13 protein-coding genes are annotated in these 14887 nt (G+C 70.1%); 9 read left to right on the top strand and 4 right to left on the bottom strand.

All coding sequences use genetic code 11. The features are described from left to right. The first annotated feature begins 18 nt into the window (after window positions 1-18). Entirely contained in the window at window positions 19-1932 is a 1914-nt protein-coding gene (locus ACX9MN_RS07850) for a DNA polymerase III subunit gamma/tau (protein WP_489724124.1), read from the top strand. A 62-nt stretch (window positions 1933-1994) separates the two neighbouring features. Next, window positions 1995-2318 carry a YbaB/EbfC family nucleoid-associated protein gene (locus ACX9MN_RS07845; protein ID WP_020092789.1) on the top strand — a complete coding sequence of 108 codons (324 nt, stop codon included), beginning with the start codon at window positions 1995-1997 and terminating at the stop codon, window positions 2316-2318. Window positions 2319-2453: 135 nt separating this feature from the next. Here ACX9MN_RS07845 and ACX9MN_RS07840 read toward each other — a convergent pair whose 3' ends face one another. Then, complete coding sequence (locus ACX9MN_RS07840) at window positions 2454-4073, bottom strand: phosphoenolpyruvate carboxykinase (protein ID WP_020092790.1); 1620 nt, start codon at window positions 4071-4073, stop codon at window positions 2454-2456. Between the two features lie 415 nt (window positions 4074-4488). On the opposite strand from ACX9MN_RS07840, the gene recR reads away from it, so the two are divergent. The 4 genes from recR to truA all read left to right on the top strand — a co-directional run bounded on the left by recR (window position 4489) and on the right by truA (window position 7633). Beyond that, complete coding sequence (recR, locus tag ACX9MN_RS07835) at window positions 4489-5094, top strand: recombination mediator RecR (protein ID WP_020092791.1); 606 nt, start codon at window positions 4489-4491, stop codon at window positions 5092-5094. Between the two features lie 104 nt (window positions 5095-5198). After that, the gene (gene def, locus ACX9MN_RS07830) at window positions 5199-5714 is read left to right on the top strand and encodes a peptide deformylase (RefSeq protein ID WP_020092792.1); all 516 of its coding nucleotides are present in this window, start codon (window positions 5199-5201) and stop codon (window positions 5712-5714) included. Between the two features lie 7 nt (window positions 5715-5721). Further along, window positions 5722-6651 (top strand): methionyl-tRNA formyltransferase, encoded by a 930-nt coding sequence (gene fmt, locus ACX9MN_RS07825; protein ID WP_489724123.1) that lies wholly within the window; start codon window positions 5722-5724, stop codon window positions 6649-6651. Between the two features lie 220 nt (window positions 6652-6871). Continuing rightward, entirely contained in the window at window positions 6872-7633 is a 762-nt protein-coding gene (truA, locus tag ACX9MN_RS07820) for a tRNA pseudouridine(38-40) synthase TruA (protein WP_489724122.1), read from the top strand. Here truA and dapE read toward each other — a convergent pair. From dapE to ACX9MN_RS07805, 3 genes are all read right to left on the bottom strand, one after another. Beyond that, entirely contained in the window at window positions 7615-8793 is a 1179-nt protein-coding gene (dapE, locus tag ACX9MN_RS07815; protein ID WP_489724121.1) for a succinyl-diaminopimelate desuccinylase, read from the bottom strand. The two genes, truA and dapE, sit on opposite strands and share 19 nt — an antisense overlap. Before the next feature lie 80 nt (window positions 8794-8873). Further along, window positions 8874-11219, bottom strand: coding sequence for an amylo-alpha-1,6-glucosidase (locus ACX9MN_RS07810; protein ID WP_489724120.1), 2346 nt, complete (start codon window positions 11217-11219; stop codon window positions 8874-8876). A 148-nt stretch (window positions 11220-11367) separates the two neighbouring features. Next, window positions 11368-12498, bottom strand: coding sequence for a glycosyltransferase family 4 protein (locus ACX9MN_RS07805; protein ID WP_489724119.1), 1131 nt, complete (start codon window positions 12496-12498; stop codon window positions 11368-11370). Window positions 12499-12963: 465 nt separating this feature from the next. Between ACX9MN_RS07805 and rpmI the strand changes: the two genes are divergently transcribed. The 3 genes from rpmI (at window position 12964) to pheS (ending at window position 14835) form a co-directional block, all read left to right on the top strand. Further along, complete coding sequence (gene rpmI, locus ACX9MN_RS07800; RefSeq protein ID WP_007561407.1) at window positions 12964-13167, top strand: 50S ribosomal protein L35; 204 nt, start codon at window positions 12964-12966, stop codon at window positions 13165-13167. 51 nt (window positions 13168-13218) lie between these two features. Continuing rightward, window positions 13219-13596 carry a 50S ribosomal protein L20 gene (gene rplT, locus ACX9MN_RS07795; protein ID WP_012320099.1) on the top strand — a complete coding sequence of 126 codons (378 nt, stop codon included), beginning with the start codon at window positions 13219-13221 and terminating at the stop codon, window positions 13594-13596. A 156-nt stretch (window positions 13597-13752) separates the two neighbouring features. After that, window positions 13753-14835: a phenylalanine--tRNA ligase subunit alpha gene (gene pheS / locus ACX9MN_RS07790; RefSeq protein ID WP_489724118.1), complete on the top strand. Its 1083-nt coding sequence runs from the start codon at window positions 13753-13755 to the stop codon at window positions 14833-14835. The last annotated feature ends 52 nt before the right edge of the window (window positions 14836-14887 follow it).

Raw genomic sequence — 14887 nt, 5'->3', positions numbered from 1 at the left:
GCCGGACCCAGACACGGCATGGACGCTACGACCGGCACGCCTGACGACGAGCCGGGCCTGCCCGGGTTTCCAGCGCCCCCCGCCGCGGCGACGCCCTACCGGGTGCTCGCGCGCAAGTACCGCCCCACCAATTTCGGCGACCTGATCGGCCAGGACGCGATGGTGCGGACCCTCGCCAACGGGTTCGCGGCCAACCGCATCCCGCAGGCCTGGATGCTCACCGGCGTCCGTGGAGTCGGCAAGACCACGACGGCCCGCATCCTGGCGCGCGGCCTCAATTACGCCCGCGCCGGACAGCCCGACACCGGCCCGACCGTGTCGATGCCGGAACTCGGCCTCCACTGCGCGGCGATCATGGAATCCCGGCACATGGACGTGCTGGAGATGGACGCCGCCTCGCATACCGGCATCGACGACGTCCGGGCGATCATCGACGGCATCCGCTACGGGCCGGTCTCGGCGCGCTACAAGGTCTACATCGTGGACGAGGTCCACATGCTCTCCGAGAAGGCGTTCAACGCCTTCCTGAAGACGCTGGAGGAGCCGCCGCCGCACGCGAAATTCGTGTTCGCCACCACGGAGATCCGCAAGGTCCCGGTGACGATCCTGTCCCGCTGCCAGCGATTCGACCTGCGCCGGGTCGAGGCGCCGACCCTGCACGCGCATCTCGCGAAGGTCTGCGCGGCCGAGGGCGTATCGGTCGAGGACGAGGCTCTGGGCGCCATCGTGCGCGCCGCGGAAGGGTCGGTGCGCGACGCGCTCTCGCTGCTCGACCAGGCGATCGCCCACGGCGCCGGCACGATCACGGCGCAGAGCGTGCGCGACATGCTGGGCCTGGCTGACCGCGCCCGAATCCTCGACCTGTTCGAGGCGGTGATGCGCGGCGCGGTGCCGGCCGCCTTCGCGGAATTGCGGGCGCAGTACGATTCCGGCGCGGACCCGTCGGTCGTGCTCTCGGATCTCGCGGCCTTCACGCACCTCGTCACCCGGCTCAAGGTGGTGCCGGAAGCCGCCGCCGACCCGACGCTCAGCGAGACCGAGCGCGTCCGCGGCGCCGCGTTCGCCGAGAAGCTCTCGATCCGCGCCCTGTCGCGGGCGTGGCAGATCCTGCTGAAGGCGATTCCCGAGGTCCAGGCGGCGCCCCGGCCCCTCGCGGCCGCCGAGATGGCGATCGTGCGCCTCGCCTACGCGGCCGACCTGCCCACACCCGACGAGGCCCTGCGCCAGCTCAGGGCCGAGGCCGCCGCCGCGCCAGCGGACGAGGCTCCGGCCGCGTCGGCCCGGCCGCCCCTCCCGCCGATTCCCGACCTGCGCGGCGGCGGTTCCGCGGCGCTCGCCGCGGCACCCCGCACGGTCGCGCCGGAGCCCGCCCCGGTCGCGGCGCCCCTGGCCGCGCCCGTCGCGGTGAATGCGCCGGCGAGCGTCCCGATCAGCGCGTCCGTCAGTGCGCCGGCGCCGAGGCCGGCGCCCGCGGCACCGCCGACGCCGCGTCTCGGGCGGTTCGAGGACCTGATCGCGCTGGCCGACGCCAACCGGGACATCCTTCTGCGGACCGCGCTGGAGCGCGACGTCCACTTGGTGCGCTTCGAGGAGGGCCGGATCGAGTTCCGCCTCGCCTCCGGCGGCCGGTCGAGCCTCGCCAACGACATCGCCGCCGCCATCGAGCGCTGGACCGGGCGGCGCTGGGTGGTGGCCCTGTCGAAGGACGAGGGCGCCCCGACCCTCGACGCGGCCGCCCGCGCCGCGACCGAGACCCGCCGGGAGAACGCCGCCGCCGACCCGTTCGTGCGCGAGGTCCTGACGCGCTTCCCCGGGGCCGAGATCGTCGACGTGCGCGAGACAATCTCCGAGGCCCTCCCCTCCGCCGAGCAGGAGATCCTCGGGGAAGGCGATGCCGCGCGGGTCGGCGAGGTCGAGGACGACGACGCCTGACGCACGGTGGCGCCCGGGCCGCGCCATACCCAGATCAGACGAGGAAACGGAAAGAGAGCCGCATGCGCGACCTGATGGGCATCATGAAGCAAGCTCAGGCCATGCAGGAGAAGATGGCCAACCTGCAGTCCGAGATGGACGAGATCGAGGTGACCGGCGCCTCCGGCGGCGGCTCCGTCCGGGTCACCATGAGCGCCAAGGGCCAGATGAAGGGAGTCAGCATCGACCCCTCGCTGATGGTGGCGGACGAGCGCGAGATCCTTGAGGATCTGATCGTCGCGGCCTGCAACGACGCCCGCGGGAAGGCCGAGGCGACCATGCAGGAGCGCATGGCCGAGCTGACCAAGGGCCTGCCCCTGCCGCCGGGCATGAAGCTGCCGTTCTAGGACGCATCCCGGACAGGACGTCCGAACCGTCTTCGCGCGCGCAGCGAAGCAATCCAGCGTAGCGCGACCGGGCTGCTTCCCTGCGCTCGCGAAGACGAACGGGACGGGCGGCCCCGCGGGCCGCCCGCTCTCGGTTTACGCCGCGATCGCCTGCGCGGTCGGCCCGGCGGCGCGTACGTCGGCGTCGACATGGGCCTCGAACCGCTTGAAGTTGTCGTCGAACATCTTCACGAGCCGCGCCGCCGTCTCCACGAAGGCGCCCTTGTTGGCCCAGGTCTTCACCGGCGTCAGGATGTGCGGCTCGACGCCCGGAACCGAGACCGGCACCGCGAAGCCGAAATACGGGTCGCGGCGGAACTCGGCCTGCGCCAGCGAGCCGTCGAGGGCGGCGCTCAGCAGGCGGCGCGTCACGCGAATCGGCATCCGCCGGCCGGTGCCGACGCCGCCGCCGGTCCAACCCGTGTTGACCAGCCAGCAATCGACGCTGTGCTTGGCGATGAGGTCGCGCAGCAGGTTGCCGTAGGTGCTCGGATGTCGCGGCATGAACGGCGCGCCGAAGCAGGTCGAGAAGGTCGCCTCGGGCCCGGTCAGGCCGCGCTCGGTGCCGGCCACCTTGGCGGTGTAGCCCGAGAGGAAGTGGTACATCGCCTCGGCGCCGGTGAGCTTGGCGATCGGCGGCATCACCCCGAAGGCGTCGCAGGTCAGCATGACGATATTCTTCGGATGCCCGGCCCGGCCGGAGGCGCTGGCGTTGGCGATGAAGTCCAGCGGGTAGGCGCAGCGGGTGTTCTCGGTGAGCGACGCGTCGTCGAAATCCGGTGCGCGGGTGACCGGATCGATGATCACGTTCTCCATCACCGTGCCGAAGCGCTCGGTGGTGGCGTAGATCTCCGGCTCGGCGTTGCGCGAGAGGCGGATGGTCTTGGCGTAGCAGCCGCCCTCGAAGTTGAAGATGCCCTCGTTCGACCAGCCATGCTCGTCGTCGCCCAGCAGCTGGCGGGAGCTGTCGTTCGACAGCGTCGTCTTGCCGGTGCCCGAGAGGCCGAAGAAGATCGCCGAGCCGCCCTCGGCATCGAGCGCCGCGTTGGCGGAGCAGTGCATCGGCATCACGCCCTGGCCGGGCAGGATGTAGTTCAGGTAGGTGAAGACCGACTTCTTCATCTCGCCCGCGTAGGCGGAGCCGCCGATCAGCACGAGCTTCTTCGAGAAGTCGATGGCGATCACGGTCTTCGACCGGCAGCCGTGCCGGGCGGGATCGGCCTGGAAGCTCGGCAGGTCGATGATCGTCATGTCCGGCACGTAGGACGCGATCTCGGAGCGATCCGGACGGATCAGCAGGTTGCGGATGAACAGCGAGTGCCACGCGAACTCGGTGAAGACCCGGGCCTTGACCCGGTAGGCCGGATCGGCGCCGCCGTAGAGGTCCTGGGCGAACAGCTCCTTGCCCTCGGCGTGCTTCAGGAAATCCTGGCGCAGGGTCTCGAACTGCTCGGGCGTGATGGCGCCGTTGTTGTCCCACCAGACCTCGTTCTCGGTGCCGGCGTCGCGCACCACGAACTTGTCCTTGGGCGAGCGGCCGGTATGGCTGCCGGTGGTGGCGACGAGGGCGCCGCCGCGGGCGAGCTGCGCCTCCTTGCGGGACAGCGCCTCCTCGTAGAGGCGCGGGGCCTCGAAATTCCAGTGGACGGCCTTGAGGTCGCGGAAGCCCGCCGCCTCGGCGCCGTGGGCCGCGTTGTGATCACCGATGTTGGTCATGATCGTATCTCCCGGGCCCCTGTTCGACCGTCGACGCGACTGAGCCGGACGGCACCGCCGTCCGGGTTTGCCCGGGAGACGTCCGTGCGGTCGTACAGGACCGCCGCACGCAGGTTCTCCGTTCCCGGCCGCTCGCCATCCCACTCACGCGTAGGCGGCGAAGCTTCGCTGTCATAATGGGCTCCGCCGGGAGCCCGCAACGTGTACAAACAGGTTAGACCACAGTCGTGGACTCAGGAACCCAGGTCTGTAAGCAGTTCCGTTCGTCGTGCAGCATAATGCCACCGGCGAAGCGGCGTCGGAATACCCATATACCACATACGATGGACCGCATCGGCGCGCGGACCCTTGCGCGGCGCCCGGCGCCGTCTATGCCCGTCCCGATCCGCAGCCCCTTCCTCGCCCCAGAGGCACGATGCCCCAAGCCGTCGCCGGCCCCGAGATCGAGCGCCTGATCCAGCTCCTCGCCCGCATGCCGGGCCTCGGACCGCGCTCGGCGCGGCGGGCTGCCCTGCAGCTCATCAAGAAGCGCGACACGCTGCTCGGGCCCCTCGCCGACGCGATGCGGGTGGCGGCCGACCGCATCATCGTGTGCACGAGCTGCGGGAACGTCGACACCTCCGACCCGTGCACGATCTGCCGCGACGCCGAGCGGGATCCGACGACGCTCGTGGTGGTGGAGGACGTGTCCGACCTCTGGGCGCTGGAGCGGTCCGGGGCCGTGAAGGCGCGCTACCACGTGCTCGGCGGCGTCCTCTCGGCGCTCGACGGCGTCCGTCCGGAGCACCTGAACCTCGCGAGCCTCGTGGAGCGCGTGGCCCGGCCCGAGGTGACCGAGGTCATCCTGGCGCTCAACGCCACCGTCGACGGCCAGACCACCGCCCACTACGTCACGGAGTCGATCCGGCACTGCGACGTGAAGGTCACGCGCCTCGCCCACGGCGTGCCGGTCGGCGGCGAGCTCGACTACCTCGACGAGGGCACGCTCTCGGCGGCGATCCGCAGCCGGACGGTGTTCTGAGGGCCGGCGACAGGTCGCGAACCGGTATTTGACCGGTCCTCGGCCGCATCCTATTCGACGGTGAGCCCGGACCCGTGCCGGCGCCTTCCCTGCCGGTTCCCGCCATGACCATCCGCCCGCTCGTCATCCTTCCCGATCCCGTCCTGCGCCTGGGCTCCGAACCGGTCGGGCCGATTACCGCCGAGATCCGGACCCTCGTCGCCGACATGTTCGAGACGATGTACGACGCTCCTGGCGTCGGGCTGGCGGCGATCCAGATCGGCGTGGCGAAGCGCGTCGTGACGATCGACACGTCGAAGGAGGAAGGCGTCCGCGACGCGCGAGTCTTCATCAATCCCGAGATCGTCTGGTCGTCCGAGGAGAAGCGGGTCTACGACGAGGGCTGCCTGTCGATCCCGGACTACTACGCCGAGGTCGAGCGCCCGGACCGGGTGCGCGTGAAGTTCCGAGACCTCGACGGCAAGGAGCAGGAGATCGAGGCCGACGGCCTGCTCTCGACCTGCATCCAGCACGAGATCGACCACCTGAACGGCGTGCTGTTCATCGATCACCTGTCGAAGCTGAAGCGCGACCGGGTGATCAAGAAGTTCACCAAGGCGGCCAAGCGCGACGCGGCCTGAGCCGGCCATGCGCGTCGTCTTCATGGGCACGCCGGACTTCGCGGTGCCGACGCTCGCGCGGCTCGCGCAGGACGGGCACGACATCGCGGCGGTCTACACCCGCGCGCCCGCCAGGGCCGGCCGCGGCATGAGCCTGCGCCCCTCCCCGGTCCACGCGCGCGCCGACACGCTCAGCGCGCCGGTCCTGACGCCCGCGACGCTCCGCACGCCCGAAGCCGCCGAGACCTTCGCGGCGCACCGGGCGGACGTCGCGGTCGTCGTGGCCTACGGGATGCTGCTGCCGCAGGCGATCCTCGACGCGCCGCGGTACGGCTGTCTCAACCTGCACGGATCCCTGCTGCCGCGCTGGCGCGGCGCGGCGCCGATCCAGCGCGCCGTGATGGCGGGCGACGCCGAGAGCGGCGTCGGCGTCATGCGGATGGAGGCCGGTCTCGACACAGGCCCGGTCGCCCTCGAGGCGCGGTTGCCGATCACTTCGGGCATGACGGCGGGCGCCCTGCACGACGCGCTCATGACCCTCGGCGCCGACCTGATGGCGCGGGCCCTCGCGGCGCTGGACGCGGGCACGCTGACCTTCGCGCCGCAGCCGGAGGACGGAATCGTCTACGCCCATAAGATCACCAACGACGAGGCGCGGATCGACTGGTTCCGCCCGGCGGCCGAGGTCGCCAACCGGATCAACGGGCTGTCGCCGTTCCCCGGTGCCTTCTTCGAGGTCGATCTCGGCAAGGGCTCCGAGCGCGTGAAGGTGCTCCGCGCCGCCCCGGCGGAGGGTTCGGGCGCGCCGGGCACGCTGCGCGATTCCGAAGGCACCGTCGCCTGCGGGGACGGCGCCGTCCGGCTGCTGGAGCTGCGCCGCGCCGGGAAGAGCGGCAGCGCCAGCGGGGCCGAGTTCGTCCGCGGCGCCCGCCTGACGCCCGGCGCCCGCCTCGGCTGATGCGCGTCGCCCGTTCACGGCATTCGGCACGCGGCCCGACCCGTCATCGCGAGCGAGGCGAAGCGACCCAGGGCAGCGCACCCTGGCGAGGCTCGGCGCGACGCCGGATCGCTTCGCCTCGCTCGCAGAATCGATCGCGGGCGCATCATTTCAAAGCTCTGTGCCGTATCGCGAGATCGAACATCGGAGCGCTATCGAGAGACCTTGAGGGCGCCGGCTGATGCCCCGCTACAAGCTCGTCATCGAGTACGACGGCGGTCCGTTCTGCGGCTGGCAGCGGCAGGCGGACGATCCCACGGTCCAGGGCGCGATCGAGGCGGCGGTCACGCGCTTCTCCGGCGAGGAGGCCCGGCTCACCTGCGCGGGCCGGACCGATGCCGGCGTGCACGCGATCCATCAGGTCGCCCATCTCGACCTCGCCAAGGACTGGCGGACTGACACGGTGCGGGATGCCCTGAACGCCCATCTGCGGCCGCAGCCGGTGGCGATCCTGTCCGCCGAGACCGTGCCGGAGAGCTTCGACGCCCGCCACTCGGCGATCCGCCGGCACTACCGCTACCGCATCCTCAACCGGCGCAGCCCCGCGGCGCTGACGCGTGCCCATGTCTGGCACGTGCCGTGGCCCCTCGACGCGGAGCTGATGCACGAAGCCGCCCAGCGCCTCGTCGGCCGCCACGACTTCTCCGCCTTCCGGGCCGCCGAGTGCCAGGCGAACAGCCCGATCCGCACGCTGGAGCAGCTCGACGTCGCCCGCGCGCCGATGGCGCTCCACGACGAGATCGTCGTGGCGACTTCGGCGCGCTCCTTCCTGCACCATCAGGTCCGGGCGATGGTGGGCACGCTGATGCTCGCCGGTTGCCGCCGCCTCTCGGCGGACGACGTGGCCGAGATCCTCGCCTCGAGCGACAAGCGCCGCTGCGGCCCGCTGGCCCCGGCCGCGGGGCTGACCTTCGTGGGCGTCGACTACGAACCGGGGAAGTAGGCGTCGAGCACGCGCCCGTAGATCGCCGTCAGCCGCTCCAGGTCGGCGACCGCCACGCACTCGTCGGTCTGGTGCATGCTCTCGCCCACGAGGCCGAACTCGATCACCGGGCAGGCATCCTTGATGAAGCGGGCATCCGACGTGCCGCCCGTCGTGGAGAGCGTCGGGGTCAGGCCGGTCTCGGCCCGGATCGCCTCCGCGACCAGCGTCACGAAGGCGTCCGGCCGCGTCAGGAACGCCGGCGCGTTCGAGGGCTGCAGATCCAGGCTGAAGCGCACCGCGTTCCCGGCCGCCTGTTCCAGGCGCCGACGAATCTCTTCGCCCAGGCTCTCGGCCGTCCAGTCGTCGTTGAAGCGGACGTTGAAGGTCGCCCGGGCGGTGGCCGGGATCACGTTGGTGGCCGGGTTGCCGACGTCGATCGTGGTGAACTCGAGGTTCGAGGCGTCGAAATGCGCCGTCCCGCGATCCAACGGCTCGGCGACCAGCGCCGAGGCGAGGCGCAGCAGGCCCGGGATCGGGTTCTCGGCCTTGTGTGGGTAGGCGACGTGGCCCTGCCGGCCGAGAACGGTGAGCTTGCCGGTCAGCGACCCGCGCCGACCGATCTTGATCATCTCGCCGAGCCGGCCCGGATTGGTCGGCTCCCCGAGGACACAGTGGTCGAACCGCTCGCCCCGGCGCCGCGCCCAGTCGAGGAGCTTCACGGTGCCGTTGACCGCCGGTCCCTCCTCGTCGCCGGTGATCAGGAACGCGATGGAGCCGCCGAAAACGGCGCCGCGCTGGTCGAGGAAGGCGAGGGTCGCCGCGAGCATGCAGGCGACGCCGCCCTTCATGTCGACCGCTCCCCGGCCGTACAGCATCCCGTCGGCCACGGCGCCCGCGAAGGGATCGTGGCGCCACGCGCCCTCGCCCTCCGGCACGACGTCGGTGTGGCCGGCGAAGACGAGGCACGGACCGTCCCGCCCGACGCGGGCGTAGAGGTTCGGCGTGTCGGGATAGCCCGGCTCCGAGAAGACCGGCCGCTCGATCGCGAAGCCGGCCGGCCGGAGCGCGTCGGCGACGACGTCGAGGGCGCCCCGATCCTCCGGCGTCACGGACGGGCACCGGATGAGGTCCTGCGCGAGGCGCAGGGCCGCGTCGAGGGCGTGATGATCTGCCGGCATGAACCCGTCCTCGGCGGCGCGACGTGCCGCGCGGCCCGCTTAACCCGAAGCGGGCCGCCCCGGAACTCCCGTCCCGGGCCCTACTTGGTCACCACGACCTGCACGTCGCCGTGGCGGCGCTGCACCGACACGGTGACGTCGTCGTCGTAGCGCTGGAACCGGATGTCCAGGCGCGAGCCGCCGAGCTTGACGTTGTAGAGCGTCACCCCGTCGAGGAAGCCCGGCAGGATCGGGTTCTTGAGCCGGACACGGTTGCGCTCGTGGTCCAGTTCGAGGCCGAGGCAGGCCGCCAGGAACGCGAACGGCGCCGCCGCCGCCCAGGCCTGCGGACTGCAGGCGACCGGGTACGAGACGGGGCCGCGCTGCTTGCGGCGCATGAAGCCGCAGAACAGCTCCGGCAGCCGCTTCTGGTCCTGGTACAGCGAGGTGTCGAACATCCCCTGGAAGATGCGCGCGGCCTCGTGCTTGCGGTCGTAGCGCGCCAGACCCATCGCGATCAGCGCGTTGTCGTGCGGCCAGATCGAGCCGTTGTGGTAGGACATCGGGTTGTAGCGCGCCTCGCCCTTGGCGATCGTGCGCACGCCCCAGCCGTTGAAGCCGTCTTTACACAGCAGCGTCTCGGCGACCCGCGCCGCCCGCTCCGGCTTGGCGATGCCGGTGAACAGGGCGTGACCGGCATTGGAGGAGCGCACCGCGCACTGCTTCTTGGCGCCGTCGAGCGCCAGCGCGTAGGTGCCGATCTCCTCGTTCCAGAACGCCGCGTCGAACCGCTCGCGCAGGCTCGCCGCCTCCTGGGTGAGGCGCTCCGCCATCGGGTCGTGGCCGAGGAGCGCCGCGAGCTTCGCCATGCCGTTCTTGGCGGCGTAGACGTAGCCCTGCACCTCGCAGAGGGCGATCGGGCCCTTTGCCAGGTGACCGTCGGTGTGGAAGATCGAGTCGTGGCTGTCCTTCCAGCCCTGGTTCTCCAGACCCTTGTCGGTGTCGCGGGCGTACTCGACGAAGCCGTCGCCGTCGCGGTCGCCGTAGCGGTCCATCCATTCGAGCGCGAGTTCGAGGGCCGGCCAGATCGCCCGCACGGTCTCGAGGTCGCCCGTGACCGCGTAGTACTCCCAGGCCAGCATCACGAAGAGCGGCGTGCCGTCGATGGTGCCGTAATAGTGCCGGAACGGCACCTCGCCGAGCATCGCCATCTCGCCGCGCCGGGTCTCGTGGAGGACCTTGCCGGGCTGCGCGTCGGCGGCCGGATCGACCGCCTTGGCCTGGGTCGAGGCGAGGTAGCGCAGCACGCCCCGGGCGAATTTCGGGTCGATCCAGAGCGCCATCATCGCGGTGATGATGCCGTCGCGCCCGAACACCGTGGAGTACCAGGGGATGCCGGCGAAGGGGTAGATGCCCTCCGGGGTTCGGCTCGCGAGCATGTAGAGGTCGGCGGTCGCCCGGCACAGCCCCTCGTTGAACTGGTCGTTCGACGAGATGATCGTGGTGATGCCCGCCGTCAGCGCCCGCAGGTCGCGCCGCGAATCGCGGTAGGCGCGGGCGAAGATCGTCCCCTCGCCGAGATCCTTCGGCTCGCGCCGGGCACCGCCGGCATTGGCGGCGAGCGTCAGCTTGGCGGCCGCGTCCTCGCCGACCATCGTGTCGGTCGGGGGCTTGGTGAAGGCCCGGTGCGCCTCGAAGGTGACGCGGATGAACAGGGAGGTCCGGCCCTCCGGCGGGAGCGACACGTCGAACACGACCCTGCCGGGCTCGATCGAATCGGGCTTCGGGCCGAAATGCAGGGAGGTCGTCCGGACGATCTCGTCCAGGCCGACGTAGCGGAACTGCACCTCGCGGTCGCTCGCCACGAGCACGCCGCGCTTGCCGCGCTCCTGTCGATCTGTCCCGCGGACCTCGAAGAGGTCGCGGAAATCCGCGTCGAAGGTGACGGCGATGCGCAGGCGCCGGTGCTTCGAATCGTAGGAGCGGAGGCCGATCCGGTCGTAGCAGGCGCCGCGGAACAGGAACTTGGTGCGCTCGATCGCGATCGTCTCGCGGGGGATCGAGGTCTCGTCGTGGGCGTCGATGCGGATGTCGGGCGTCGTCATGTCGACGCTGAGGGCGCCGTTATCGTCCTGCATCACCGAGGAGAGCATCAGCGGGCGCTGGCCCTCGACCGTCACCTCCAGGCGCGAGAGGTAGCGCGTGTCCTGGAAATAGAGGCCTTCCGGCCCGGGCTGGACGCCGATGTCGCCGTAGGAATCGAGGACGCCGAAGGCCTCGCCGAACTTCAGCGAGCGCAGCGGCCGCTCGACCAGGGAGGTCTGCGCCTCGATGTGATAGGTCGGGAGGACGTCGTCCGCGTCCTGGAATCCGTGCGCCACGCTTCCGGCGCTCGCCGCGGTCCGGGCCTTCGCATCGTGGGCCGCTGCCGTGTTGTCCGCCGCCATGCAGGGCATCTCCGGGTGCAAGTGAGGGGTGCGAATCGAGAGGGCTGCTGCATCCCTTCGATGCAGCAGCCCTTGTTCACCCTACGGATGAGTCGCCTTTAAGACGCTAGGCCGAGCCGGCCCCGCCTCGCAAGCCCGGTGCCGGCTTTCAGGCCGGCATGGCGGCGACCGGGATCGCCGGACGCGCGGAGCCGTTGACCTCGCCGTACTGCGGCATGAAGCCGGACTTCGGCAGCTTGATCACGTCGGCGCCGCGGGCGAGCAGGTCCTCGTAGGCGGCGACGTACTTCTTCACCATGCACTCGGCGGTGAAGGCGCTCTCGAAGTGGCGGCGCACGCCGGCGCGGCTCATGGTCTTCACCTTGGCGACCGCGGCCACGGCGTCGTCCATGTTCTCGCAGAGAACGCCGCCCACGCCGTCCTTGATGACCTCCGGCACGGAGCCGTTCCGGAACGCGATCACCGGGGTGCCGGCCGACATCGCCTCGATCATCACGAGGCCGAAGGGCTCCGGCCAATCGATCGGGAAGGCGAGCGCCAGGGCGTTGCCGAGGAACTCCTTCTTCTGCTCCTCATTGATCTCGCCGATGTACTCGATCAGCGGGTGATGGATCATCAGCTCGATGACCTCGTCCCAGTAATCCTGGTCGGCCTTGTCGACCTTGGCGGCGATCTTGAGGGGCGTGCCGGAACGGATCGCCATCTCGATCGCGCGGTCGGGCCGCTTCTCGGGCGAGATCCGGCCGAGGAAGGCCAGGTAACCGCCCTTGGCGTCCGGGTAGTACGGGCAGTTCTCGGCCGGCAGGCCGTGATGGATCGTCGCCAGCCAGTTCGAGGTCGGCGGCATGGGCAGGCGCTGGTTGTCGGAGATCGAGACCAGCGGCATGCCCGTGAAGGTGCGGTAGACCGGCATGAAGTCCGGCACGTCCAGGCGACCGTGCATCGTGGTGATGCACTTATGGTTCAGATCCTCGAACATCGGGTACTGAAGCAGGTCGATGTGGAAGTGCAGGATGTCGAACTCGTGCGCGCGGCGGTGCACCTGATGCAGCATCGCCAAGTGGCTGGCCGTGTGATCCCGGTAGCCGAGCAGGCGCAGGCCTTCGGGCGTGCAGGCCGCGAGCTTGGCAGTCGTCTCGGAGTCACCGCTCGCGAACAGCGTGACTTCGTGGCCCTGGCGAACCAGTTCCTCTGTAATCCAGCTGACGACGCGCTCGGTGCCGCCGTAGAACTTCGGAGGGACGGCCTCCGACAACGGAGCGATCTGGGCAATGCGCACGAAGTGTCTCCTGGTTGGCCAATTTGACGGGGGGTCTAACCCTGCCGGCCTGAGCGGGACATGAATGAAACCGACGGCTAAGGTTATGGTTCCTGGCGCACCCGCTGTCCCTCGCCGTTTTGTGCGGCGCGCAAGCCGTCCCCGAATTCCTCCGAATCAGCACGGGCGAAACGGCCGCTGCCCCGCCGTTGCCGGCTCGCCGGCGCGGGTGTGTGCAGAGAAGCCCGGTCCCAGGGCTCGTTACGCCGGAGCCCGGCGACGCGTTCCCACGGATCTCGATCTCGTGCTCCGATCCGCGGGCGTTGCCGCCGCGTCAGCTTTCTGTCATAAGCCGCCCCGCGTCGAACCGCCCGGCCGATAGGGCTGCCGTGGCGGCTCGTGCTGCTCCACCAGAAGCATCAGCGCGCGAACCCCATCCGATCCTCCCGGGTCGGTCCGGGATCATTTCGCGCAACGGAGAGCCAAATGCCCAAGTTGAAGACGAAATCGGGCGCGAAGAAGCGCTTCAAGATCACCGGCACCGGCAAGGTGATGTACGCCCAGGCCGGCAAGCGCCACGGGATGATCAAGCGGACGACCAAGCAGATCCGCAACCTGCGCGGCACCACGACCCTGTTCGAGGGCGATGCCGCCAACGTGAAGAAGTACTTCCTGCCGAACGCGCGGTAAGTCCTTCAACACCCGTTGCCACTGTCTTTCGTCGAATCCAGGAGATAACCGATGGCCCGCGTCAAGCGCGGCGTGACCAGTCACGCGAAGCACAAGAAAGTTCTGAAGGCCGCCAAGGGCTATTACGGCCGGCGCAAGAATACGATCCGCATCGCCAAGCAGGCGGTCGAGAAGGGCATGCAGTATGCCTACCGCGACCGCAAGAACAAGAAGCGCACGTTCCGCGCCCTCTGGATCCAGCGCCTCAACGCGGCGGTCCGCGAGCACGGCCTGACCTACTCGCGCTTCATCGACGGCTTGGCGAAGTCCGGCATCGTCGTCGACCGCAAGGCCCTGTCGGAGCTGGCGATCCACGAGCCGGCGAGCTTCGCCGCCGTCGTCGAGAAGGCGAAGGCCGCGCTGCCGCAGAACACCGCCAAGGCCGCCTGATCCAGGCCTGAGGCGAGACGGACGGAAGGCGCGGTTCCCCAGGGAGCCGCGCCTTCGTCGTTTACGAGGTCCCGCGCCCCGCGCTTGCGCCGGCGCCCGCAACGCGCGAGAGCACGGCCCGACGGCCGACTCCGCCAACCCTGCTCGAAGACAGCGATGACCGATCTCGACACCCTGGAACGCGACCTCCTGGCCCAGGTGAGCGCGGCCTCCGACGAGGCCACCCTCGACGCGGTCCGCGTCGCCGCGCTCGGCAAGAAGGGCAGCGTCTCGGATCTGCTGAAGACGCTCGGGTCGATGACGCCGGACGAGCGCAAGGAGCGCGGGCCCCTGATCAACGGGCTGCGCGACCGGGTCCAGGGCGCCGTCACCGCCCGCAAGACCGAACTCGCCGAAGCCTCCCTGGAGGCCCGGCTCGCCTCCGAGCGGGTCGACGTGACCCTGCCGGTCCGCGAGGCCCCGGAGGTGCGCGGCCGGATCCACCCGATCTCCCAGGTGATCGACGAGATCACCGCGATCTTCGCCGACATGGGCTTCGCGGTCGCCGAGGGTCCGGACATCGAGACGGACGAGCTGAACTTCACGGCGCTCAACTTCCCGCCCGGCCACCCGGCCCGCGAGATGCACGACACCTTCTTCCTGGCGCCCGACCGCGACGGGCAGCGCAAGGTGCTGCGCACCCACACCTCGCCTGTACAGGTCCGGACCATGCGGGCGCAGACGCCACCGATCCGCGTGATCATCCCGGGGCGGACCTACCGGCACGATTCCGACCAGACCCACACGCCGATGTTTCACCAAGTCGAGGGGCTGGTGATCGACAAGGCGGCCAACATCGCCAACCTGAAATGGGTGCTGGAGGAGTTCTGCAAGGCGTTCTTCGAGGTCGACGGCGTGAAGATGCGCTTCCGCCCGTCCTTCTTCCCCTTCACCGAGCCCTCCGCCGAGGTCGACATCCAGTGCTCGCGCAAGGGCGGCGAGATCCGCTTCGGCGAGGGGGACGACTGGCTGGAGATCCTGGGCTGCGGGATGGTCCACCCGAACGTGCTGCGCAATTGCGGGCTCGACCCGGACGCCGTGCAGGGCTTCGCCTTCGGTGTCGGCATCGACCGCATCGCCATGCTGAAATACGGCATGCCGGACCTGCGCCCGTTCTTCGAGGCCGACGTCCGCTGGCTCGACCATTACGGCTTCCGCCCGCTCGACGTGCCGAGCCTCGTGGGCGGCCTCACGAGCTGAGCCGCCCCGGCCCCGCGATCCTGTTCCTCCGACGGTCGAGCCGATACCGGGC

This window comes from Methylobacterium sp. 1A (assembly GCF_058072805.1).
This window is presented reverse-complemented; position numbering and strand designations above follow the sequence as displayed.